We start from the raw sequence: 25379 nt of genomic DNA, 5'->3' as shown, positions 1-25379 counted from the left end.
GTGCTTGAAGCCTATGCCTGGAAACAGCGTTTTTTCTTATCGTCTTTACTATAATAAGAAAAGTTTGTTATGTTTTCGATTAATGAACTGTATGTTCATGCTTAAGGCTGTTTTCACTTGCAAGACACTCCTCAAAGCCATTAATTGCCTACAGGATATCTTGTCTGGCTTTAACTTGGACGTGGTGCCGCCAGAAGAGCAATTTAGAATAGCGAGCACAAAAAGAAAAGATACTAAGCATAATCTTTAGAGGTGAGTATGAAAAAACTCTTGAAATCGGCATTATTGTTTGCCACTACGGGTTCCGCTCTCTCCTTACAAGCCTTGCCTGTAGGGAATCCAGCTGAACCAAGTTTATTAATTGATGGCACTATGTGGGAAGGCGCTTCAGGCGATCCTTGTGATCCTTGCTCTACTTGGTGTGATGCTATCAGCATCCGCGCAGGGTACTACGGAGATTATGTTTTCGATCGCATCTTAAAAGTTGATGTTAATAAAACTATCAGCATGGGGACAGCTCCAACTGGTAATGCAGCTGCTGACTTTAAAACCGTTGCAGACAGGAATAACATAGCCTACGGCAAACATATGCAAGATGCAGAATGGTCCACAAACGCGGCTTTCTTAGCATTAAACATTTGGGATCGTTTTGATGTCTTCTGCACATTAGGGGCATCTAACGGCTATCTCAAAGCAAATGCTGCAGCTTTCAATCTAGTCGGCTTACTTGGGGTAACAGGAACAGATCTTCAAGGCCAATATCCAAACGTAGCCATCTCTCAAGGCCTTGTAGAGCTTTATACTGACACAACCTTCTCTTGGAGCGTTGGTGCGCGTGGAGCTTTATGGGAATGTGGTTGCGCAACTTTAGGAGCAGAGTTCCAATATGCGCAGTCTAATCCTAAGATCGAAATGCTTAATGTAATTTCTAGCCCAACACAATTTGTGATTCATAAGCCTAGAGGATATAAAGGGACAGCGGCCAACTTCCCTCTGCCTTTAACCGCTGGAACAGAGAGCGCTACTGATACTAAATCAGCTACAATTAAGTATCATGAATGGCAAATTGGTTTAGCTCTTTCTTATAGATTGAACATGCTTGTTCCATATATTGGAGTAAACTGGTCCAGAGCTACATTTGATGCTGACTCTATCCGCATTGCTCAGCCTAAATTACCTACGGCCATTTTAAACCTAACTACATGGAACCCTACTTTATTAGGGGAGGCTACTACTATAAACACTGGAGCAAAATATGCTGACCAGTTACAAATTGCTTCGCTTCAAATCAACAAAATGAAGTCTAGAAAAGCTTGTGGTATTGCTGTTGGTGCAACCTTAATTGATGCTGACAAATGGTCGATCACTGGTGAAGCTCGCTTAATCAACGAAAGAGCTGCTCACGTAAACGCTCAATTCAGATTCTAAGGATTTAGTTTATACTATCCTAACTTTTTGTCCCGCTATCAGAACCTAGGAGCGTCTGGGTTCTGATTTTTTATTTAAAGCCCCTGCCCCACCTTCAAATTTCTTTTCTAAAACCCATTCATATAAGAAGCAATCTTCTGTCAAAATTTCCTAGAAGCTAGAGACCTAGAGATTACAATCTTGCGTAAAAAGCTTTATTAAATTAATATCTCCTTTTTAGTCGCGCCCGTAGCTCAATGGTAGAGCTGTAGCCTTCCAAGCTACCGGTGTCAGTTCGATTCTGATCGGGCGCTTTTCTAAACGTCACCAAGACTGAAATCTTGACGTTAGATCAAGATGCCATTGTTAACATATTCAAGAAATAGAGGTACAAAGCTTGGAAGAACAACCACTATGCACTCTTTCAGTTAAAGACTTAATGGAAGCGGGGGCTCATTTTGGGCACCAAACGCGAAGATGGAACCCAAAGATGAAACTTTACATCTTTGAGGAGAAAAACGGTCTTTACATTATCAATTTAGCAAAAACTCTTTACCAATTACGTAACGCCCTTCCACATGTGTGTAAGGTCATTAAAGAGAATAAGCCTATTCTCTTCGTAGGAACCAAAAAACAAGCCAAATGCGTCATCAAAGAAGCGGCTATAGAAGCTGGCGAGTACTTTGTTGCTGAGAGATGGTTAGGCGGTATGTTAACCAACATGGCGACTATCCGAAACTCCATTAAAACTTTGGATAAAATCGAAAAAGATCTTACTCAAAATAGTTCCTGCCTAACAAAAAAAGAAATTGCCTTACTTGCTAAGCGTCATCAGAAATTATTGAAAAACTTGGAAGGTATCCGTTACCTAAGAAAGATTCCAGGTTTGGTTATCGTTGTTGACCCTAGCTATGAAAAAATCGCTGTTGCGGAAGCTAAAAAGCTCGGCATTCCTGTATTAGCCTTGGTTGATACAAACTGTGACCCAACACCGATTGATTATGTTGTTCCATGTAACGACGACTCTTTAAAAAGCATTCGCTTAATCATTAGCGCTATTAAGGATAACATCATCAACACCAAGAAAAAACTTGGCGTTGAAATTGTTTCCCCAATTAAAACTTTAAGCACCGAAGATGGATCTGAAGAGATCGATATCGCAGCAGGTGATGACAATCGTAAAGAAGATCTATTAGCAAAAAAATATGACAGTAATGAGGCTAACTAATGAGCAACTTTTCTATGGAAACCCTCAAACTCTTAAGACAACAAACCGGTGTAGGGTTAACCAAATGTAAGGAAGCTTTAGCTGAATGCAATGGCAATCTTGAAGAAGCTGTTGTTCACTTACGTAAGTTAGGCCTTGCCTCTGCTAGTAAAAAAGAACACCGAGAAACAAAAGAAGGCGTTATTGCAGCGAAGAGCGATGCTCGAGGCACTGCTGTTGTCGAAGTTAACGTAGAAACAGATTTCGTAGCTAATAATGCTGTATTCCGCACCTTTGTCGATGGTCTTGTTGAGGATGTCTTAAATCACAAAGTAAATAGTGTAGATGCATTATTACCTCTAACTTCATCTCAAGATGCTTCTCTTACCATTGATGAGTTACGTGCTGTAACCATGCAAACTGTCGGAGAAAACATTCGCATTAGCAGAATCAAGTATTTACCAAAAACAACAGAAGAAAGTGTGGGAATTTACTCTCACGGCAACGGGAAAGCTGTTTCCGTGACTGTTCTTTCTGGAGTCGCTGATAAAGAAAGCTTGGCTAAAGATATTTCTATGCACATCGTTGCGGCTCAACCTCTGTTCTTAAATAAAGAAAGTGTGCCTGCAGATGCTTTAGAAAGAGAAAAAGAAGTAATTTCTTCTCAAGTACAAGGAAAACCTCAAGCTGTTATTGATAAGATCATCAGTGGCAAATTGGGAACATTCTTCCAAGATGTTTGTCTACTAGAACAAGCTTTCATTAAAAATCCTGATATAACCATTCAAGGTTTGGTTGACGACGCTAGTAAAACTAGTGGCAATTCCGTCGAAGTGAAGGAATTCATTTTATGGAAAATAGGAGCTTAATAAGCGAGAGGAAATATGTCTAAGCGAATAACACGAGTCTTATTTAAGATTTCTGGAGAATCTCTCTCAACAGATAGTGGAAACCGAATTGATGAAGTTCGTTTATCCAGATTAGTATCAGAATTACGTGCTGTACGTAACAGCGATATCGAAACAGCTCTTGTTATAGGCGGTGGAAATATCTTAAGAGGTCTTGCTCAGCAAAAAGAACTACAAATCAATCGCGTATCTGCAGACCAAATGGGTATGCTAGCTACTTTGATTAATGGCATGGCAGTAGCAGATGCATTAAAAGCTGATGACATTCCTTGTTTATTAACTTCTACCCTTTCCTGCCCTCAATTAGCAGATTTATACACTCCTCAAAAGTCTGAGGAGGCATTAAGCCAAGGCAAAGTTTTAATTTGCACAACAGGAGCAGGATCTCCTTACTTAACTACAGATACAGGAGCAGCTTTGCGCGCCTGTGAGTTAAAAGCGGATATCCTACTTAAAGCAACTATGCATGTTGACGGAGTTTACGATAAAGATCCTCTGATGTTTACCGACGCTGTAAAATACGATCGCATTAGCTATAAGGATTTCGTAGCTCAAGGATTAGGTGTCATGGACGTTTCTGCCGTATCTTTATGTATGGATTCTAATATTCCTATTCGTGTCTTTAGCTTTGTTAAGCATTCTTTAGAACAAGCAATTTTCGATGAGAATATTGGAACATTAATTTGTGGAGACGCTTAACATGTCCAGTCTAACTGATACCGAAAAGAAAATGGCTGCTGCTTTAGAATTCTTCCATAAAGAAGTTAGATCATTTAGAACAGGAAAGGCTAATCCTGCTTTAGTAGAAACCGTAACTGTGGATGTGTATGGAACCACAATGAGGCTATCTGATTTAGCCTCTATTTCTGTAGCGGATACACGTCAGTTAGTTATTTCTCCTTATGATGCGAATAACGTTTCTGCGATATCTAAGGGTATCATTGCTGCAAATTTAAATTTGCAACCCGATGTAGAAGGAACCATAGTACGTATTAAGGTTCCAGAGCCTACTGCAGAATACAGAAATGAAGTTATCAAGCAGTTACGTCGTAAATCTGAGGAAGCGAAAGTAGCTATTCGCAATATCCGTAGGGAATCTAACGACAAGTTAAAAAAAGATTCTGACTTAACAGAAGATGCTGTTAAAGGAATGGAAAAGAAAGTCCAGGAATTAACAGATAAGTTCTGTAAGCAAATCGACGAAATCACAAAGCAAAAAGAAGCTGAACTTTCGTCGATATGATAAGTTCTGTTTCTTATGAGCAATCTTTATCCTCCTCTCTTTCTTTGGTTTTTCATATAAAACAAAGAGAGGAAAAGATTGCTCTAAAGGAGTAGAACTAGTAATATTGTAGTTGTCTTGGCCCCATCGTCTAGCCTGGCCCAGGACATCGGATTTTCATTCCGGTAACAGGGGTTCGAATCCCCTTGGGGTCAAAATGTAAAATTATCAAGTGCACTTCGGGCCTTTAGCTCAGCGGTTAGAGCACCTCACTTTTAATGAGGGGGTCGAAGGTTCAAATCCTTCAAGGCCCAGTTGATTATTCTTGGTTCTTTTACGTTTCTTTAAAAAAACCTTTTTCTCCTTTGTCACTTTTTTGTTATTGGTACTGGGTGTATTAGTATTTGGCTTTAATGGTAGATCTCCATGGCGACTTCTAAACCTCATCAGTGTTATCACTGTCAAAAGCCAGCAATGATTTGCTATACTGAAGTAGATAAGGATAAGATTTTACGTTCTTATGTATGTGAGTCTTGTCCTTGTCCCAGTCACTACTACAGTCGTGACAACACTGCTGTGGGGATTTCGGGATCTTTAGTAACTTTAGAGTGTGGTAATTGCAAAACTGTATGGCAACCGACTGCTGATGAAGATCAGTTATTTGGTTGTCATTTATGTTATGCTAATTTCAAAACACAGCTTATTGCCAAGCTAATGCATACTAAAGCGATTTTCTCTTCGGCAACTTCTGACACTAGTCGCGGTTGCTTGCATATTGGTCGCGCTCCTGGAGAAGCGGCGAGTATGAACCCTCTTCTTAAACTCATAGCTTTAAATGAGGCTCTTCAGGATACGTTAGCTCGTGAAGATTACGAGCAAGCTGCTGTAATACGAGACCAGATTAATCATTTAAAAAATCAGAATTCGCATGATTCTTCCCAATGACTTACTTCTTAATTTTGCTAGTAAGAAAGACGCCCCTCCTACAAATAAAACCTGGCCGATAACAACGTTCTCACTATCTAGGAATCTTTCCATAGCGAAGTTTCTTCCTTGTTTATCTAGGGAGAAAAAGCAGGAAATTTTAGAGGCTATTTCTTCGCATTTCAATGCTATTGAAGGTTTTGATGAGTTTCTAGTTTTACCTCTTAAAGAGGCTCCTGCTTGGCAAAAAGAATTTCTTATGGAGCATTTTCTATTTCCCTATGACCTAACAGGGAACCCTGAAGGCGAAGCTCTTATTGTAAATCGTTCTGGAACTATCCTAGCAGCTATAAATTTCCGAGATCATCTGATTCTCCATACTATAGATTTTACCTGTGAGCCTGAAAAAGCTTTAGATCAGCTTGTACGATTAGATGCTTATCTTAATGAGAAGTTAGAGTTTGCTTTTTCTTCAGATTTTGGTTTTCTAACTACAAATCCTCGAGAATGCGGTACAGGACTAAAAAGTCAGTGTTTCTTGCATGCTCCGGCATTAGTATATTCTAAGGAATTAAACGATATTATTGATGAGGATACAGAAGTTGCTTGTTCAGGAATACTGCCAGCAACGCCAGGGTACATTGGAAATATGCTAGTATTATCCAATAAATACTCTTTAGGGCTTACTGAAGAGCAGATCTTATCATCATTAAGAATATGGTCATCGAAAATATCTGTTGCAGAAGCCTCTGCTAAAAAGAAGGCTGCTGAACAAAATTCTGGAGAGTTAAAAAATCATATTCTACGCGCGTTAGGCCTGCTTACGCATGCGTATCATTTAGACCTTCAGGAAACATTAGACGCGTTAAGCTGGATTCAATTAGGGATCAGTCTAGGATGGATCCAAGGAGCTGACAATAGCCCTATGTGGAATCCTGTATTCTGGCAAGCACGTCGTGGACATTTAGCGCTCTCACAACAACCTGCAGATAATAAAAATCTGCAAAAAGAAGTCATCACGCAATTACGCGCGGATGTGTTAAAGAAACTTGCGAGCAACTTATCCCCTACCGGCTTTTAATACCCTCGCATCACCGTATACGGACAACAGTAATGTTCTCCCTGAGGCCATTAAAAGCCCCAATATACCTTGTAAAAGGGATCTTGAAAAGCTTCGAGGACAACGTTTCCTAAGGACCCTAGCATCTTAGGAAACATCCGTTGTCCCTTCCTTCTCCCTAACAGATGTTTCAATGAATTAGAGAAATTCTATGGACTTTCGCATAGTCATTTATGAGTATGGGTGTTCATTATAGAAATAGATGAAGAAAAAGTTCTAAAATAGAAAGCAAAACACCAAATCTCATAATCGCTATTATGAGATGATCGTACTCTTTAGAAGTCCCTGCCTTTCCACTAAGAAGTCATCAGACGGAAAGTGTTCTTTTTATTTTCTGAAAATATTTTTTACCATGTTTGCCCAAAGCCGGGATCGAACCGACGACCTACGCGTTACGAATGCGTTGCTCTACCAACTGAGCTATTTAGGCGAAAAAAGAAAAGATAAGTATAAAATTGGGGGAATAAAAAAGCCAAGAAAACAACAATCATACGGCCGACGATGTTTTCTTGGCTTTCCCCCTGAAGTACAACAGAGTCAGAAGCTATTCCATGGCGTAGAATATCATCTTATTTTTTCTATATAGCATTTATTGGGCTTCTATTTCTAGCATTTTAAAATCACTTTCTGCTTGTAATGCAGGAGGGCGCTGACATTCAGGAGCATGTCGTGGTGCTACTTGCATAGATCCTTCATCAGCTTCCCAGTTATATCTATAACCCTCTTTATTCGTTAATGTTGTGCCCTCTTCGAAACTACTAATAACCTTAGGCTTAATGAACATCATAATGTTACGTTTTTGCCTTTGATCTATTGTTCTGCTGAACAAACCTCGAATTAAAGGTATAGAGTTTAGCAGAGGCACTCCCGTAACAATTTTTGTAGTTTTATCTCTGATATGACCACTCATTACTAAGAAACATCCATCTGGAACTTGTAAACGTGTGGCTGCGTATGTTTTATCAGTTACAGGTGTAAGAGTTCCCTGAGCAGAATGTAGTTCAGAAATAGTTTGTTCTATTTGTAAAGTGACGACGTTATTTGGAGCAATCGTTGAAGCGACAACAAGGTTAACACCGATATCTTCATATTCGATATTTTGTGTGACAGTTCCTGTCTCCTGAATGATCGTACTTGTCGTTTGGAAAGGAATCGTCTGCCCAACGAAGAAAGATGCCTGTTGTGTATCCTGAGCCATAATTCTTGGGTTAAGAACAATGACAGTATCGCCATCTTGATCTAAAGCGCTGAGTAGTCCCCCTAAGGTTAAGAAAGATTTCCCTTTATGGCTAAGAACGTTTCCTATGATCCCCAATCCAAAAGCTGAGGATGCATACATCATATCGCTAATGCCTGCTAACTGACCAGGTGTCGGTAACGGAATATCTCCTGGAGAAGGTTTTAGAGGAGGTGCTGTAGCTTTTGCAGGATTAGCAAGACCTGTATTGCTTAATAATCCTGAAGCATAGGCAACCTTACCTTGTTCATCTCCAAGTGCTACCCACTGAACTCCGAAATCCCAAGATTTCTCTAAGCTAGTCTCTAGAATCAATACTTCGATATATACTTGCTTTGGAGGTAGATCTAAACCATTCAGTAAGCTAACAACTTTATCTACATTTGTCTGGTTTCCGATAACAACGATAGAGTTGTTAACATCTAGCCATTGGATACTGTTTAGCGTATTGATGAAATCTTCATCCATCGCTGTTGTCACATAGAGATTGTAACCAATATCTTGAATTGCCTGAGCAATAGCTGCGCCGTTTTGATACTTCAGCTTGTACATGAAAAAACGCAAGCTTTTAGGATTTGCAGCTCCTGATGTTCCTAAAGCTGAGGCGGGGCTTGTGACATCATCTAATGTATGTGCCATTTCTGGAATATCCAGAGATTTTAGTAGTTGTATTGCCTTGCTAGTTAAGCGCGGCGAAGACACTACGAAAATCTTATTTGTTCCTGGCTGTATGAAGATCTGAAAAGCTTCTTCTTCAGCCATAGCACCGAGGACATCCTGGCAGTAGCTCACTAGTGAAGCAGGATTTGCATAACGCACTTCATACTCTGACATATCCACGGATGTCCCTGGACTGTCCAAAGCTGCTAACAGCTCTCCGACTTTCTCAACATTTCCTGCGATATCAGAAACAATGACATGTCGTGTAGCTTCTGAAGCACTGACTATAGCATCGTGCGAAAGTAGAGGCTGAATAATATTTACAGCAGATGTCGGATGTACGCTGTATAAACGGAATACACGAGTAACCACAACAGCTTCACAATTATCCTTTGCAGAACCGTCGGTAACCACGGTAGATAATTTAGAAATGCGAGGGTTACGATAAATAAGAACGTTATTTCCCTGTTCTACCACTTTCAAGTCATGCATTTTTAAGACTTGTAAAAGGATTGTAGAAAGATCGTCTACAGATGTAGGATCATGAGAAACAATGGTGACATTAAAGTTTAAGTCATTACTGTCGAAAACGAAATTTGTTCCAGAAATCTTACTGACAAATTGTAATAATTCAAGAACAGAGATGTCTTCAAAGTTTACAGTATAGCCGTTATCTTTAAGATCGGCGCAAGTAATTTGCTTCCCTTTCAATAATGTTGGGGGAAGCTGCTTATCATCTTTTTCGGGATCGGCGTGTACTGCTACTGTATCAACAGAAGGCTGCTTATCTGGAGATTGTGTTTTTATAGATTGCGAAGATGCTTTGTTATCAATTTTAAAGCCTTCTTCATTTGCACTCTTTTTTTCGCTTTCTTCAACAAGCTTTTTTACGCTAAAGTTTATAGCATTTACAGCACGTTTAGCATAAGCACGCTTATCTTCCCAAATTTGTGCATCTTCACTCTTCTCTTCGACAACTTCGGTTTTTTCTTCTTGTTTAGGAAGGAAGCGTGGGTTTTTTTTTGCAGCGGTTTGTGTGTAACGGTTATCGAGAGGGCGTTTTTTAACTTCAGGTTTAGCAAACGGAGATCCCTCAGAAAACCCTGGGGAGAATGTCTGCGTAGACTTTTTAAAATGACGCGGCTGATTCTGTGTTACGTTTTTAGCAATAGATTGCTTCTCAGATTTTCTTGCCGAGGTCTTATTCACTATGTTCTTAGGACAAGCGGCAATTTGGCTTTTCTCGTCAGCCTGGGAGTTTTTAGCTCGAGATCTTGGTTCACTAATTGGTGGTTTTTGAGAATTTACACCAAGTAAAACCAGGTCCAAGAAAAACAGAACAGAAAGTACACCTATTTTCCCTTTTTTCTTATTTATGACCTGTAAGATCTTTCTTCCAATGTTCGACGTCACTATTTTCACCGGATTCTTTTTAAGCTGATAAGTGTTGAGGGACAAAGATTTCCGTCATGATTTTCTTCTATCCCGTACCGTACGCTCTCTATTGGGCAGAATATAGCTGTTTGTCCTCTATCTTTCAACTCTGTGAATAAAGGACTATGTAAAGATGACATGGAATCGTCTGCCTGTAAGGTATGTAATACTGCTCCATCACCTATTTCCCATGCAACCTTGGTTTCCTGAATTTGTAAAGAACTAATTTTCCCTAAACCCGCGGACGAAGTAGTAAAAATCTCAGGAACCTTTCCTTGTTTTTTTAACCGGAAACTAGTTTTCCCACAAGCAATCCAAGAAAGTTCCTTTTTTTCTTTAGGGATCGTTACACAAAATAAGGAGATTCCTTTTCCATTGATAGGAACATTGATACGCATTAATTCGCTATGCATTTTACGAATTGTGCTTCGAATGTTCTCTTCATGACCCCATTGACTTACGAAGCTTTTCATAACAGTTAATACTAAAGTTGGATTTCCCGAAAGACTATAACAAAACCATAATCTAAAAGTATCTCCACTCATATAAGCTTCGTAGTATACGTGGGGATGCGTAGGATAACCGTGTTCATGTATAGAAACTGCTAGGTATTCAGGAACCACAATCTCTAAGGGAGATAACCAGAATCTCTGATGATATAGCTGATCATTCACCATGGCTGTATGATCTTTATTCCGCAGATCTTTTTGCAGATCTTCGCCATGACGGTATCTATGTAAGTCAATAATGAACTCCTTCATAGATGCGTAACGATCTGTAGGAGAAGGCTGTAAAGCCTTCGCTAAGATCTTACTCACTCTATCTGGAATTAAGGACAAAACGACTTTACCTAAAGCTAAATTCCCTAAGATCAATTCATAGGCTATTAAGCCTAAGGAATAGATTTCTGAAAGTTCAGAAATCTTATCTCCCTGACGTTGTTCAGGGCTCATATACGATGGTGTTCCTAAATATAAAGGACGAGCGTCCTTATCTATAGAACTTATCGCAAGGCCAAAATCTATAAGTTTGATGTTTCCTTGAGATGTTATAAGGATATTTTCTGGTTTTATATCCCTATGGAGTATGCCTCGGCTATGTAAATATTCAATAGCTTGTGCGATGTGTAGGATAATATCGATAGCACGTGATAAGGGAATGAGCTGAGAGAGGATGTAGTGTCGAAGAGAAACTCCCTGAATATATTCCATAGCTATATATAGACCTTCTCGACATTGTCCATATTGATATAGCTTAACAATATTAGGATGTGAGATCTGCTCAATAATCCGTGCTTCTTTTAAGAAATTATGAACTCGTGGTGTATCAGTAACCAAAGGCGTTGCAAGAACTTTAATAGCTGCAGGCTGTAGAGTATCGGGATGGACACCCTGATATACTGTGCTTCCCTCTTTCTTACTCAAGAGCTTCTTGATGTGGTATGCACCAATTACCTGATTGTGAGAAAGCATTTCGGATTGACAATCCATGGGAGATAATTATGCGTTTATACTTCTAGGACTCGAATTCCTAAAACATCTCCTAAAGATACTATCTCTCCTCTTCCTACTTTTGCTCCATTGAGAATGAGATCCACACCTCGCGAAGGATGGACACCATTGAAATTTAAAACACTACCTTGAGTAAGTTTTAAAAACTCTTCCACCGTTAATGAGTATCTAGAAGCTTCCGCTACTAATTTACAATTTCCTGGTAAAGGTGCTGCGGGGAGAACTTCTGGAGTTTCTTTAGTAGGTTCTTCCTGTTGTAAATTCGGATAGCTAGTAATTTTAAATTCACCGGAGGCTGGATCGAGAAAACGACCACCGAAAAATTGATGTCCTTGAACAGTAAGTAAACCACCGCTTTCTTCTGTATCGGGATCATATAAACAACTATCCAACAAGATAAAACTACCATGGACAACTTGCTGCCACTCATCTTGTGTGAGTTGGCAATAGCCCACTTCTACGGACATTGTCAAAGGCGTAGGATCTAGTTGATGCACATCAAAGTTTTGATTCGATGCTGAGAGAAACTTTTGGCAACTGTCGCATAGAGCTTCTGGGAAAAGTAAACGGAAACGCATAGAGTTTCCATCTAACCCAAAAGTGATATCTACAGCTTGATATGATTCTTGCAGATTCTTACTAGAAAACCGTGCATCTCCTACGACCCTAGCAGATAACGAAGGTATCCAAGCTAATTCTTGGAGTAACTTACATAGCTCTGCACAAAAGTAGTAATGGAATCCTAACAGCTTATCCTTTTCATAAAAATAGGAGGCTAAACTGGAGTCATTGAATACAGCAACCATGAAAGATTGAAGATCTGCTTCTGAAGTAACAAAGAAAAAGGTTCCAGAATCTAAGGGCTGCGCTAAAAATGACTGCACTAAAAGATGTGTTCCAAAATCTTTAACAGCCTGAGCAGCAGAGAGGGAGCCTCGAGGTTGAATCGTAAGGCTCGTGTCTTCTAAACGAAATTTTTCTTTCAACTTTTGTTGGCATAGATCTTCAGGAAACGGAGGAAGGGAAACCCCTTCTTCCGTTTTTACTAAAGAACTTAGAAAATCATTTCTGGATTTTAACCAACTAGTGCTAGGCTCCGCTGCTACTGCCATGAGAAATCACCTTTACAAACGTGCTTCTTCAACTTTATATTGGTTTTGTTCTTGATCTTGCTGTTGCTGCTGATCTTGTCCTTCTTGATCTCTCTCTTCATCTCTTTGATGAATTGTAGCAGCAATCATATGTAGAGGTGTTTGCACCTCTTCAATAGTTGGCAATTGTACAATACTTGATCCAACAGCCAATTCTGTCAAATTCAAATGACGATTTTTTAATGCCTCTACTAAACCAGCAAGCTGAGAAGGGTTATTCACAATGAGACTCATTGCTTCTGCCATCTGAGCATTATCTACAAAATTAGAGAATTTTACAGATAGGTCTGTTCCTGTTTGTACTAATGTTAAATTCGCACCTGCAAAAATGTCAGGAACATTACCTTCAGCATCTAAAACTAACTCGATTAATTGCTGACCGTTAACATCAGCAACCATCATAGATTCTACAGTACTAGCAATAACATCTTGCACCCACTGTAAATCTGCACTGCCGATAGCTACTGTAGTACTTTCTACAACGGCTTCACTAGATACAGAAGCAGCAACATCTACAAATGCCATGCCTGCTGTAGGATTGTCATAAGCCATGAAACCATCACTCTCTTCTTTATCTTCTTCTTTAGAAGATACTGCTGATGTTTTCTCTTCTACATGCTTATCATCAGCTCCTCGAGATTCTTGACGAGAATCTTTACTGGAAACTTTATCCTGACGATCTTGTTTTGATTGTTGACGGCCTTCTAAAGAAAACACTTTAACGTCACGGTTATCTTTAGGCTCTGGACCTACTTCTTGTTGTACTGAATGGCGATCTGTCTTGCAATTGTACAAAGACTCGGATGTTTTATTTAATTCCATGAACTAGATTCCCCCGATTCACGTTGTTTATTCTTGCGTAACTGATGAAGCAGTTGTCCCATTTCATCTTGCTCTTTTTCTACTTCTCGCGCTTCTTCTTTGAGAGCTTCTTTCATCCACTCTTCTTTATGCAAACGCGTCTTTTCTTCCTCTTTTCGCCGTTTGGCTAAATTAACTTCTGCTTTTTCCAGCTCTTTAGAAGCTGCTAAAACGCTTTCTTTTTGTTTGTTAACTTTTTCTTCTTCTTCAGCAAGTTGCACAGCAACAACTTTAATGTAAGCTTTTCTCTGCAAAACAGCATCACTCGTTGTGCCCTCATCCAACAATTCTCGTAATTGCTGAATCTTTTGCATATAGTGATTTTTTACTTTGTCACGAGCCGCTTCGATTTCTCGTAACTTCTCTTGTTCTATCTCTAAAAGACGACGCTTTTCCTTAACAACTTTTTCTGCTCTATCTACACGATCTTTTTTAATCGTAAGGACAGGTTCTAACGGGTATTTAGGCACGGTATTCTACCCTTAATATCTTATCGGAAAATAGCCCGAAGTTGTTGCGCAGCTTCCTCGTAATTAGTTTTTTCATGGATATCTTGCTTTAAGAATCTATTCAGTTTGTCTATGTGATCTATAGCAAAATCCACTTCGCGATCAGAACCTCGGCGGTATTCTCCAATACGTATAAGCATTTCGTTTGCTTTATACTTTGCTAATACCTCACGAGCTTTTCCTATGATGCGTCTTTGTTCCTCAGGAACAATTGCTGTTAGCAATCGGCTAATTGATGCCAAAACATCAATAGCAGGATAGTGATATGCCTGTGCTAAAGCATTTGATAAGACAATATGTCCATCAAGAATCGATTTAACTTCGTCGGCAACAGGTTCGTTCATATCATCTCCAGCGACAAGCACAGTGTAAAATGCTGTGATTGTTCCTTTATCTGATGCTCCCGAACGTTCTAGAAGTCTAGGTAACGTTGAAAATACTGAAGGTGTGTATCCTGCTCTAGCTGGAGGCTCTCCAGCAGCTAATCCTACTTCCCTTAAGGCTCGGGCAAATCGGGTTACAGAATCCATCATTAAAACGACAGTTTTTCCCTGATCACGAAAATATTCTGCTATAGCAGTACCCACATAAGCAGCATTTAATCGTAATTGTGATGATTGATCGGATGTAGAAACGACGATCACCGATCGTTTCATTCCTTCTTCTCCAAGGTCCCCCTCAATAAACTCGCGAACCTCACGTCCCCGCTCTCCTATGAGAGCAATCACGTTAACATCGGCTTCTTCAGCATTTCTAGCAATCATCCCTAGAAGGGAGGATTTACCCACACCGGCTCCAGCGAAAATCCCGATACGCTGACCTCTAGCTACTGTGAGCATACCATCGATGCAGCGCACGCCTGTGGACAAGATCGTTCTTAACTTTTCCCTATGCAACGGATCTGGTGGAGCACGGAAAACAGGATAGGTTTCATTAACATCGACTAAGGGTCCTTTCAGTTCGGTATCAATAGGTTCTCCCAAACCATTCAACACACGCCCTAAAAGACCATTCCCTGCACGGATGTACAAAGGGAGACCAGTTGGGATCACTTCTGAAGAAGGGCTAACCCCAGAAAGTTCTCCCAATGGTGATAGAAAAGCAAAACTTTGTGTGAAGCCAACAACTTCGGTAACAAGAGGCTCCATACCCTGACGTTTAACCAAGCACACTTCCCCAACACGAACATTGGGAACAACGGCTTTGATTAACATACCGACAACTTCAGTGATACGACCTACAACGGTAGTCAAATGCACGTCGTTTAATTGCGACATCAGAGTGTCAAAATCTGTCGTCAATTCGTCCATGTTAACCTAATTGCGTGGTCATTATCGTCTTTATACTACTTACCGTAGTTCCTACGATACTAGCAAAGAGCTCTGCTCTTTGTGTTGCTCGTTGCACAGCGTATTGTACTTTTAAAAAGTCAGCTAAGTTTTCTCGCTCTCCATTTCTATCAGAGAAATATAGAAGAGCTCTGTTTAAAACTTCCTCTCCTGAGGATACCCAGTTGATCATCTTACGTGTAACAGAATCGCTTTCCTCATCTGTCTTTTTCTGTAAGCTCTGCTGTGTATGTTCAGCTATATCACTAAGATCTCCATTGATTAAATCAATAATCACACTGACAGCTTCAAAATGTTCAGGAGATAGTTTATTTTGATCTTGGTTTAGAGTTGTTTGTGCGTCCCACAAACGCTCTTTTAGGTTGTTTATTTGCTCTTTGAGCTCTTCAGAATCTAAGGCTTCTTCCAATTCAGGATCGATGATATTAGAGTTTCTATCTTGCATCATCGCCATAGGATTAGGCTTTACATCCTCTACATTTTTATTCAGAGTATCCGCGGACATTCCTAAAGAAAATGCAGGAACTTCCTTATTCAGCTCGCTAGCTAAAGGAGTTCCTGAGGGCTTTTGTATAGAAGCTGTTTCTTTATCGGAGTCAAGCTTCGGAAAAAGCTGTAAAGGATCTATCATAAGACAACAACCGTATATATTTTATTTAGAACCAAAAACTAGGTTAACCTAAAGGTCCACTACTTTTAGCTACTAGAGTATCATGCCAGTCTAAAACGGATTGAGCAAGAATTCTTGTTGATTCTACTTCACAATTTTCTAACACTTGATCTGCTAATTTTAAGCAGTTTTCCAAGCTTTCACGACGCACTTCAAAAGAGCTTCCTTGATGTAACACAATCATCATATGTGTTAGAGAAAGGAAAGACTTAATGCTCCAATTATCTACTTCTTTTTGTGCTAAAGCACTTAAGCGCTCTTCTGCAGCAAAAATTTCCATCTTATGCAGGTCAATCAATGCTAATCCCAATTCATGACCGTAGTGGTCAGGATTTAAAATTTCTAGAGATTGAAAAAGCTTTCTTGCGCTTTCTTCATCACCTTGTTTGATGGCCAACATGCCAGCTTCAAACAACAACGCAAAATCTGCTTTAAATAATTCCAAATCTGCCATGATCCTTCTCTTAGTTTATTAACTTCCTTTAACAGCTCTTGCCATAGTAATCATCTCTGTGTTCACTGCTGTCAAGATGTTGGATACTGCTTCCATGTACTGTGATAAAATTTGCATACGAAACTGCAAATTAAACATCGTACCTAAGTCAACAGTACCTTGCGTTGAGGTTTCTAATTCTGTTAAATATTGTTGCACACCTTGGACGTACTTACATACGCCATTGAGCATGTCATTAAAATTAAATGCTGAGCAACTGCTCCCGCTACCACTACTCATAAATTCTCCACTTATCTAGTCTGTTAAACCATTTTGCGGTTGATCCGCCCGAGAACTTTCTGAAGGGCTAGATATCCTGCTAACAATGTTTGTTGCTTCTCGAAAAATACTTTATCAGAACCTTCTCGAAGAGAAGCATTTAATTTCTGCACTTTATCCTGCACGTTAGCTTTGATCTCCTGAGCTTTACTCAGATCCTGCATATCTTTCTCTAAATCAAACAGCTGACGAGAAGATTTATCTTCTTTAGCAGCTGTATTTTCCATATTAAACATAGTATTTCTTCCTAAATACAAAAGAATTATCAAGCCTTAACATCGGCTATTTATTGTACTCGATTTTATATTTCAACCCTTCCTTCTCTAAAAAGATACAGTTTGGTTGGATGCTTGTTACCGTCATTCCATCGATAACATCACCACGGGTCAAAATCCTACCATTGACTACAACATTAATGCTCACGTCACCGTATTTTGAATATCCGGTTACACGATAACGGCTAGGATACCGTAAATTTAAATCTATGATGCCTTCTTCAACAGGAAGCAAAACAACAAAGTTTTTTACAAGACGTACGCCAGGTATACTAGAAATTTCCTGAACAACAGAACGGAATTTCTCACCATCGGCATTGTTTACATAACCGGTAAGAACAACTTCGCCATTAACAAAGGCTACGTGAATGTTTGCAAATCCTGATTGCAAAAGTTGACCAGCAATTGCTTTCAACATTTGTGATTCTATGATTACCTTGTTTTCAAGCAGGGAAAGATAGTTGAAATGCACATTCAGGTAATCTGAGAGACATACAGACTGTTCTTCTGTTTTTAGGTATCCTGTGATCACAAACTGTCCAGGTTCTGGAGAGTGCATACTGACACCTTTGAACTCTGTTCTTTTTGATAACAAGATGTTCATTTCTTGCCAGACGGCTTCGTCATCAATCACATTGTCATCGATAGATTTGATGAAAGACAAAGCGTCCATTTTATAGAGAAGCTCGCTTTTATCAATACTGTTTTTTACGTGCCCGATTAAAAAGAGCTGACCGTTATTTTTATTAAATGTGTAACGAACTGTTGGGAAGGCATTTACTACACGCTCGATGTCTTCTTGGAAGTCCATATTTTCAATAGGGATAACTTCTTTTGTATGGAATAAAGAAGCTGTACCTATACCGAAAAGGATAGCAAGTCCACCAATGAACAATGTGAGAATGAAAGATCCCGTAGGCAGAGTAGCTCGCTTACGCTTTTCTTCTTCTTCCTGAGCTGCCTGCTGAGCTATTTCTTCAGCATCTTGAGGACGACCAAATAAACCATAATCTTCTGGAGCAAATGAGGCTACAATCGTATCGGCAGGAGCCAAATGGTCTATCAATAAGAATAGCGTTGTTCCTAGAGCAACAACTTGATTGGAACTTAAAGTAGAGCTGTTCTCTATCTTCTTTCCTTCAATGATTACGCCATTTTTACTTCCTAAATCTTCTACCATGATAGATCCATCGTTACTTACGATGATCTTTGCATGGCGACCTGAGACGCTAAGATCGTTAAAGACAATATCCGCAGAAGCAGGATCACTGCCTAAAACATAGGATTTTCCTGTATCTAGATGGAACTCTGCACCGATATTCGCTCCGGCTAATACTTTTAGTAAAAAGCGGGAGGGCTGAGAAAGATCTACGGAAACATTCTTCTGAACGATATCATCTATTTCTGCAGGGAAAATACCCTGATCAAATCTAAAGAGATCTTGCACATTAAACGGGGACAAGATTTCAGCTTTTTCAGCCTTTTTATCTTCCTGTTCGTTTTCCTCTTCAGCTTTCTCGTCAGCCTCTTCAGACTTTTCTTCGGTTTCTTCTTTGTTCTCCGGAGTTTCTTCAGCAGCTTCTTTATCATCCGCTACTTCCTCGGAAGTTTCTTTTTTATCCTCTACATCTTCAGAAGCTTCTTTGTCATCAAGGGCATCTTCTACATCCCGCTTCTCATCAGGTGCAGTTCCTTGGGGAGATACTTCTTCTTTAGAAGCAGGAGATTCTTTAACAGGTTCACCTTCTTTAGGCCGGTCACCACCTTCTTGCGATTGCTCCTGTTTAACAGGATCAGAATCTGGCAACGGCTGCTGATTTTGATTAGGCAAAGCTCCGTTTTCTTCCATAGTAGTATGCTGGGTTTCAGTATTTTTTATATCTCCTAATGGAGATTTTTTCTTTTTTATTCCAGAATCGGGTAGCGTATCTATATCTACCTTTTGATCGAGAGCTTTCTTTCCTGTCTTTGCAGAAGCTAAGAAAGCTTCAGCAAGTTCTTTGTCTTTATCGGTAGGAGAAGTATTGGAAGAATCTTGCTGTTTCGAAGAAGATTTTTTTCCACTGTCTTGTGAAGACTTTTTCTCTTTCTTCGTCTTCTTTTTACTATCGGCAGGTTCGGGCGTGACATTAGTAGTATTTTTCGAAGAAAGGTCAAAATCGTAAACAACGTCCTCAGGATCAAACTCATTCGTGAAGAAAGAATATTGATTGCTTCCAAACGTTAAGATGTCACCGTTTTGCAGAGTTGTTATCTCTTGTATTTCTTTGCCATTTACAATAACAGGGTACGCAGTGTCTAAATTTGTGACAGAGTACACACCTGCTTCTAAACTTATAACAACTTGGGTATCGCCAATCTTAGGATCTTCTAACTGAATATCGCTAGTCGCGTCATCTCTTCCTATCGACCAGCTTGTCCCTTCTTCAAGGACTAGAACAAATCCTGACAACGGGCCTTTATCAATAATTAAACGTGCACCCATGTTTTTCTACCCCTGTTGCCTATTGTCCTTGTTGTGCTTTATTTAGTCCCAAATCTTCTAGCCAGGTTTCAGAAAAATTCATAAAACTCTCTATGTAACGTGCAAAATCTTCATATGAAACTTCTTCGGGAATTCTACGCGTCATGACGACATGGCCTTCAGAATCCAATCCTAAAGCACTACCTCCTGTTTCTCTACCAAACAAGTTCGCCGTCATCATCTGTAAGTATACTTTGTTTATGTCCGCAGAAGGAGCCAATTCCCCTAAGAAAGCTTTAAATACAATTTCATTATCTGCATTTTGTAGTACACGTATCTTGACAAGATCGCTTATAGGCAAGACATATGCTCCATCAGCATCGAATTCGAGGGTTGACGTTATACCAATATACGTGGCAAAATTTTTTATCAATTTCTCCAACATGCACGCTCTTCCTATACAGGAACGGCTGTCTCTTCTTCATCGAAAAATTAGACAACCTCTTTTCTAGACTTAGCTTTTTCAGCCCTTAAATCGAGTTATGCCAATACAAACTTTAAAAATAAAAACGATTTCTTGTTTCTATAAACAATATCATGTTCGTTTTCTTGTTCATCTTTTTCACTATAAAGAACAAAAGACCTAAGAAAAATCGAGCTGATTTTTATTGCACTTGTTATCAACTACGATCTGCCAGTACTAGACCACACTTGCATACAAATTCATCGCATTGACGATGAAAGCCTAGAGTATTTTCGATAGCTGTATATGTCAAGTGATGAATTAGACGCTAAAGAATCAACAGTTTAGGACGAGAAGTTTGAAGTTGGCTCGAAGATATATGTGAGCACTTTTTTTCATAAACTTCCCATTGTTTTCTTGCTGCTAGAGCTAAAAATGGTTTTTCTTTATTTGTACATTGCTTACTAATTTGAAGCTTCTTCTGCACTTGCTCGCTAATAAAATCCATATCCAAACATACGATATCTTTGGGACGCTCCATTAAGGTAAAGGTACGCGGAACATTAAAATCAAAGATCACGCGATTTGAAATGCTTGCCAAATTTTCTAAAGACAGTCCGGGAAAATCTTTAGCCGATTCCGAAGATCCAAAGAAAATGACATCATAGGGTTCCCTAAAAGAAAGTTGGCTACGAGCTACTGTAGCGTAGGGTATGGAAATGTTTTTTCGAGAGCAAAAAATTAGATTGCGGTAACCTTTCGCACTCAACCCGTTTGCGACTTTCCGATTAATATCGGAGTAACCGATAAATAAAAGTTTGTCTTTTGTTGATTTACCATGCAAGTCTAGAGTTTGTTCAACCACAGACTCTATAGTCACAACAGGATGAGATAAAGAGACTTGAGAACGAAAATCCTTTCCTTCTTTTAAAGCCTTCTGAAATAGGAAATGTAGCGCGAAAGGCAATTCTCGATCGGTTTTTGCTTTAATATAGGCGCGTTTCACCTGTCCCTGAATTTCTGTCTCACCAGAAATTAAACTGTCCATACCACTAGTAACAGTAAATAAATGTGTGAAACATGCTAATCCTTGATAACAGTAAGGACGCGCTCCTAAAGCAGAAATCCGCGAAAGCAATTCCGATTGGACATTATGATTGCTTTTAGAAAAATAATAAATTTCAGCTCTATGACATGTAAGCAGTAAAACGAAAGACCCCTCACCACCAAAAAAACGCTGAGAAAATAATGTATTAGCTTCAAAATCCTTTAGGATATTAATCGCCGCTTCTCTTTCTTTTAAAGCAGCCTCCCGATAGCTAATTCCAACAACCCCTAGGACCATAAGCACGTTGCAGTAAATTCTTCGCTTATTCTCTAACTACAAGAAAAACAATAGAAAAGTGAGAACGAAAGTAATCTAGGTGTATAGCCCAAGACAAAATTAGATGCCATCTATTTATCTTTTTTAAACCAGCATTTTTGTATAGAAAACACGAAGAAGCTGAGCTTAATCCTTAGCCTAAACACAAGATCATCCTGTAGAGACCCTAATTCTTGATGGCTCCACTTTAGCACTCCTACTCTATCGTAAAGAACAACAACTCAGTAAAACAAAAACATCTCCTATTTTAAAATTAGAAAAAAGACTTATAAAGTATAAAAATCTTGAGCATGACTCTAAGAATTAGTCTATCTTGATTGAGAAAAAGAAATGTCGTAATCTGGCAAATCTTCTGGGAGAAGAGCTCAGACACTTCGAAATCTAATAACAAACAGAGCTGTTGTTGAGAAATACTCATAGCATTGCTATGAGTAATCATTAAGTTGTTTAGTCAAACACCACTCAATTCTAATGTAAGCCTTTTCCCTAGAAACCAGTAAGAAGAATAGAAAAATATGGCAACATATACTGAAGCTAGTGTTGTTTCTCTAGCCTCTTTAGAACATATCCGCTTACGTGCGGGTATGTATATAGGGAGATTAGGAGACGGCTCTCAAGTTGAAGATGGGATCTACACATTATTTAAAGAAGTTGTGGATAACGCGATTGATGAATTTATCATGGGACATGGGAAACGCATTTCCATTTCTACGCAGGCCACTAGTGTAACTGTGCGTGATTATGGTCGAGGCATTCCTTTAGGGAAAATGATCGAATGTGTCTCTAAAATCAACACAGGAGCAAAGTACACTCAAGATGTTTTTCATTTTTCTGTAGGATTAAATGGTGTAGGGTTAAAAGCTGTAAATGCCCTTTCAGAGACATTTACAGTGCGTTCTGTACGCAAGAAAAAATACCATGCTGCCACATTTTGCAAAGGTATTTTGCAAAATTCCCGTCAAGGGTCTACGAAAGACCCTGATGGAACAGAAATCACCTTTTCTCCGGATCCAACGATCTTTACCGATTTCTCTTTCAATGATGAGTTTTTAAGAAAAAAAATCCGTCGTTATACCTATCTGCATCCTGGGCTCGAAATACTATGTAACGATGAAGTTTTCGTATCACAACAAGGCCTTCAAGACTTATTTAAAGAAGAAATTACAGAGGAAACTCTTTATCCTCCTATAGCATTCCAAAATTCTGAATTATCTTTTCTATTTACCCATCTAGAAACACATAATGAACGGTATTTCTCCTTTGTTAATGGTCAGGAAACCGTAGATGGCGGCACACACCTAGCAGCGTTTAAAGAAGCTATTGTTAAAGGAATCAATGAGTATTTCGGAAAAACATTTACAAGTAATGACATCCGTGATGGCCTTGTAGGCTGCATTGCAATAAAAATTGCCTCGCCCATTTTTGAATCACAGACAAAAAATAAGCTTGGAAATACACAAATTCGCTCGGGAATAATCAAAGATGTTAAAAGTGCGATTATTCAAGAGCTCAAAAAAAATAAATCCTATGCTGACCTTCTTCTCGATAAAATTAAACTCAATGAGAAGACGCGAAAAAATATTCAATTTATCAAGCAAGATCTTAAAGATAAGCAAAAGAAACTCCATTATAAGATTCCAAAACTTCGTGATTGTAAGTTTCACTATAACGAGCGCTCTCTTTATGGTGAGGCTTCGTCTATTTTTGTCACCGAAGGAGAATCCGCTTCGGCTTCTATTTTATCTTCAAGAAATCCTCTCACCCAAGCTGTCTTTTCCCTTCGAGGGAAGCCTATGAATGTTTTTTCTTTGGAAGAAGAAAAAATGTATAAAAATGATGAGCTATTTTATTTAGCCTCAGCTTTGGGAATTACAAAAAACAATACGCAACACTTGCGTTATAATAAAATTATCCTTGCCACCGATGCTGATGTCGATGGTATGCATATCCGAAATTTATTAATTACATTCTTTTTAAAAACCTTCTTGCCCATTGTTGAAAATCATCATCTATTTATCTTAGAAACCCCTTTGTTCAAGGTGCGTTATAAAGACACAACTCTATATTGCTATTCAGATCAGGAAAAAGTGCAAGCAATACAGAAATTAGGAAAAAAAGAAGCGAATTTAGAAATAACAAGATTTAAAGGTTTAGGAGAGATATCTCCTAAAGAGTTTAAAACCTTTATTGGTGCAGATATGCGCCTAACTCCTGTAACCATTGGTTCATTAGAATCTTTAGAGACTCTTTTGCAATTTTACATGGGGAAAAACACTAAAGAACGAAAACAATTTATTATGGATAACCTTATTACCAACTTGTAGTTTATGCATAATGTTTCTGATCTTTTTAAAACGCATTTCATGCACTACGCATCTTATGTGATTCTAGAAAGAGCTATTCCTCATATTCTTGATGGCCTCAAACCTGTACAACGACGTCTTCTTTGGACATTGTTTCGCATGGATGATGGTAAAATGCACAAGGTTGCCAATATTGCTGGGCGCACGATGGCATTGCATCCCCATGGAGATGCTCCGATCGTTGAAGCCCTTGTTGTTTTGGCAAATAAGGGTTATCTGATCGATATGCAGGGAAATTTCGGGAATCCCCTAACGGGAGATCCCCATGCCGCAGCCCGCTATATTGAAGCACGCCTTAGCCCTCTTGCTAAAGAGATTCTATTTAACACAGATTTAATGTCTTTCCATGATTCCTATGATGGACGAGAAAAGGAACCTGATATTCTTCCTGCAAAACTCCCTTTACTTCTACTCCACGGTGTTGAGGGCATTGCTGTAGGCATGACTACAAAAATTTTCCCCCATAACCTTTGTGAGCTTATAGCAGCGCAAATTGCTGTTTTAAATAATCGTGCCTTTACCCTTCTTCCTGATTTCTATTCTGGAGGCGTTATGGATGCCTCAGAATATCAAGATGGCTTAGGATCGATAACGATGCGAGCTTCTATTCAAATTGCGGATCAAAAAACCTTAATCATAAAAGAAATCTGCCCTTCAACAACAACAGAAACGCTAATTCGTTCTATAGAAAATGCTGCAAAACGCGGTGTGATTAAAATCGATTCCATTCAAGATTTCTCAACAGATCAACCTCATATAGAAATCAAACTCCCCAAAGGAGTTTATGCTAAAGACATTCTTGAGACGCTATTTCAACATACCGAATGTCAGGTCGTTCTCACATCAAAACCTACAGCTATCTATAATAATAAACCCGTAGAAACAACGATTTCTGAAATTCTAAGGCTCCATACAGAAGTTCTCGAAGGCTACTTACAAAAAGAGCTCCAAATACTTCATGATGAACTCTCTCAAGAACATTACTATAAATCTTTAGAATACATTTTCATTAAGCATCGTTTGTATGATACTGTCAGAGAAAACCTCTCGAAATTAGGCAATAAAGTTTCTCAAGAAGATCTTCATGAAGCTGTTTTATCTTCTTTATCCCCTTTCCTTGCCAGCTTACCTGAAACTCCAAATAAGGAAGCAACGGGACAGCTTGCTAGCTTGGCTATTAAGAAAATCCTCTGCTTTAACGAAAGTCACTATACTAAAGATCTTGCAAAGATAGAGAAAAAGCAAGCAGCTGTAGAAAAAGATCTGAATAACATGAAGAAATTCACGATCAAATATCTTAAAGGCCTTTTAGCAAAATACGGCGAGCTTGGAAAAAGAAAAACACAAGTTCTATCGTTTTCTAAACAAAAGAAATCAGTTCTTAAACAACAAGCTTTAGTATAATCAAAAACAAAAAATTTTCTATTTTTGAAACTTTTTATTTTATGATTATAGAAAATAACTTCTCTGCATAGTAAAATACGTAAT

Annotated in this window: 22 protein-coding genes and 4 tRNA genes; 12 read left to right on the top strand and 14 right to left on the bottom strand. The window is 39.0% G+C overall.

Annotated features, from left to right (window positions below; translation table 11 throughout):
• Positions 1-258: 258 nt before the first annotated feature.
• From CCA_RS00265 to CCA_RS00220, 10 genes are all read left to right on the top strand, one after another.
• A complete protein-coding gene (locus tag CCA_RS00265; RefSeq protein ID WP_011006020.1) occupies positions 259-1428 on the top strand; it encodes a porin in 1170 nt (389 codons plus the stop codon).
• Between the two features lie 222 nt (positions 1429-1650).
• Positions 1651-1721 (top strand) — tRNA-Gly (locus CCA_RS00260).
• An 83-nt stretch (positions 1722-1804) separates the two neighbouring features.
• Positions 1805-2635, top strand: coding sequence for a 30S ribosomal protein S2 (gene rpsB, locus CCA_RS00255; RefSeq protein WP_011006019.1), 831 nt, complete (start codon positions 1805-1807; stop codon positions 2633-2635).
• Positions 2635-3483, top strand: coding sequence for a translation elongation factor Ts (tsf, locus tag CCA_RS00250; protein ID WP_011006018.1), 849 nt, complete (start codon positions 2635-2637; stop codon positions 3481-3483). The genes rpsB and tsf overlap by 1 nt, the downstream gene beginning before the upstream one ends.
• 15 nt (positions 3484-3498) lie before the next feature.
• A complete protein-coding gene (gene pyrH / locus CCA_RS00245; protein WP_011006017.1) occupies positions 3499-4221 on the top strand; it encodes a UMP kinase in 723 nt (240 codons plus the stop codon).
• A gap of 1 nt (position 4222) precedes the next feature.
• Entirely contained in the window at positions 4223-4765 is a 543-nt protein-coding gene (frr, locus tag CCA_RS00240; RefSeq protein ID WP_011006016.1) for a ribosome recycling factor, read from the top strand.
• A 119-nt stretch (positions 4766-4884) separates the two neighbouring features.
• Positions 4885-4959, top strand: a tRNA-Glu gene (locus CCA_RS00235).
• Between the two features lie 26 nt (positions 4960-4985).
• Positions 4986-5058 (top strand) — tRNA-Lys (locus CCA_RS00230).
• A 112-nt stretch (positions 5059-5170) separates the two neighbouring features.
• A complete protein-coding gene (locus tag CCA_RS00225; protein ID WP_011006015.1) occupies positions 5171-5689 on the top strand; it encodes a UvrB/UvrC motif-containing protein in 519 nt (172 codons plus the stop codon).
• Complete coding sequence (locus tag CCA_RS00220) at positions 5673-6749, top strand: protein arginine kinase (protein ID WP_011006014.1); 1077 nt, start codon at positions 5673-5675, stop codon at positions 6747-6749. The genes CCA_RS00225 and CCA_RS00220 overlap by 17 nt, the downstream gene beginning before the upstream one ends.
• Before the next feature lie 396 nt (positions 6750-7145).
• On the opposite strand, the gene CCA_RS00215 is transcribed toward CCA_RS00220, so the two are convergent.
• From CCA_RS00215 to CCA_RS00150, 14 genes are all read right to left on the bottom strand, one after another.
• Positions 7146-7218, bottom strand: a tRNA-Thr gene (locus CCA_RS00215).
• Between the two features lie 159 nt (positions 7219-7377).
• Positions 7378-10107 (bottom strand): secretin N-terminal domain-containing protein, encoded by a 2730-nt coding sequence (locus CCA_RS00210; RefSeq protein WP_011006013.1) that lies wholly within the window; start codon positions 10105-10107, stop codon positions 7378-7380.
• Entirely contained in the window at positions 10104-11609 is a 1506-nt protein-coding gene (locus tag CCA_RS00205; RefSeq protein ID WP_011006012.1) for a serine/threonine protein kinase, read from the bottom strand. The genes CCA_RS00210 and CCA_RS00205 overlap by 4 nt, the downstream gene beginning before the upstream one ends.
• A gap of 17 nt (positions 11610-11626) precedes the next feature.
• Positions 11627-12742, bottom strand: coding sequence for a type III secretion system cytoplasmic ring protein SctQ (gene sctQ, locus CCA_RS00200; RefSeq protein WP_011006011.1), 1116 nt, complete (start codon positions 12740-12742; stop codon positions 11627-11629).
• A gap of 12 nt (positions 12743-12754) precedes the next feature.
• Positions 12755-13603, bottom strand: coding sequence for a DUF5421 family protein (locus CCA_RS00195; RefSeq protein ID WP_011006010.1), 849 nt, complete (start codon positions 13601-13603; stop codon positions 12755-12757).
• Entirely contained in the window at positions 13594-14112 is a 519-nt protein-coding gene (locus CCA_RS00190; protein ID WP_011006009.1) for a hypothetical protein, read from the bottom strand. The genes CCA_RS00195 and CCA_RS00190 overlap by 10 nt, the downstream gene beginning before the upstream one ends.
• A 20-nt stretch (positions 14113-14132) precedes the next feature.
• Positions 14133-15461 carry a type III secretion system ATPase SctN gene (sctN, locus tag CCA_RS00185; protein WP_011006008.1) on the bottom strand — a complete coding sequence of 443 codons (1329 nt, stop codon included), beginning with the start codon at positions 15459-15461 and terminating at the stop codon, positions 14133-14135.
• A 1-nt stretch (position 15462) separates the two neighbouring features.
• Entirely contained in the window at positions 15463-16131 is a 669-nt protein-coding gene (locus CCA_RS00180; RefSeq protein WP_011006007.1) for a hypothetical protein, read from the bottom strand.
• Between the two features lie 43 nt (positions 16132-16174).
• Positions 16175-16624 (bottom strand): hypothetical protein, encoded by a 450-nt coding sequence (locus CCA_RS00175; RefSeq protein ID WP_011006006.1) that lies wholly within the window; start codon positions 16622-16624, stop codon positions 16175-16177.
• An 18-nt stretch (positions 16625-16642) separates the two neighbouring features.
• On the bottom strand, positions 16643-16903 hold the full coding sequence (locus CCA_RS00170; protein ID WP_011006005.1) for a DUF5407 family protein: 261 nt from the start codon (positions 16901-16903) through the stop codon (positions 16643-16645).
• 23 nt (positions 16904-16926) lie between these two features.
• Positions 16927-17178, bottom strand: coding sequence for a DUF5398 family protein (locus CCA_RS00165; RefSeq protein WP_011006004.1), 252 nt, complete (start codon positions 17176-17178; stop codon positions 16927-16929).
• Between the two features lie 46 nt (positions 17179-17224).
• Positions 17225-19702, bottom strand: coding sequence for a type III secretion system inner membrane ring subunit SctD (sctD, locus tag CCA_RS00160; RefSeq protein ID WP_011006003.1), 2478 nt, complete (start codon positions 19700-19702; stop codon positions 17225-17227).
• Positions 19703-19721: 19 nt separating this feature from the next.
• Positions 19722-20126, bottom strand: coding sequence for a CesT family type III secretion system chaperone (locus CCA_RS00155; protein WP_011006002.1), 405 nt, complete (start codon positions 20124-20126; stop codon positions 19722-19724).
• Between the two features lie 346 nt (positions 20127-20472).
• Positions 20473-21489: a glutamyl-tRNA reductase gene (locus tag CCA_RS00150; protein ID WP_011006001.1), complete on the bottom strand. Its 1017-nt coding sequence runs from the start codon at positions 21487-21489 to the stop codon at positions 20473-20475.
• Between the two features lie 554 nt (positions 21490-22043).
• On the opposite strand from CCA_RS00150, the gene CCA_RS00145 reads away from it, so the two are divergent.
• Positions 22044-23852: a DNA topoisomerase IV subunit B gene (locus CCA_RS00145; RefSeq protein ID WP_011006000.1), complete on the top strand. Its 1809-nt coding sequence runs from the start codon at positions 22044-22046 to the stop codon at positions 23850-23852.
• A 3-nt stretch (positions 23853-23855) separates the two neighbouring features.
• Entirely contained in the window at positions 23856-25295 is a 1440-nt protein-coding gene (locus tag CCA_RS00140; protein ID WP_011005999.1) for a DNA gyrase subunit A, read from the top strand.
• Positions 25296-25379: the final 84 nt, after the last annotated feature.

Origin of the sequence: Chlamydia caviae GPIC (assembly GCF_000007605.1) — a bacterium.
GTDB lineage: Bacteria > Chlamydiota > Chlamydiia > Chlamydiales > Chlamydiaceae > Chlamydia > Chlamydia caviae.
The sequence above is the reverse complement of the archived record's forward strand: the minus strand, read 5'-3'. Positions and strand labels throughout refer to the sequence as shown.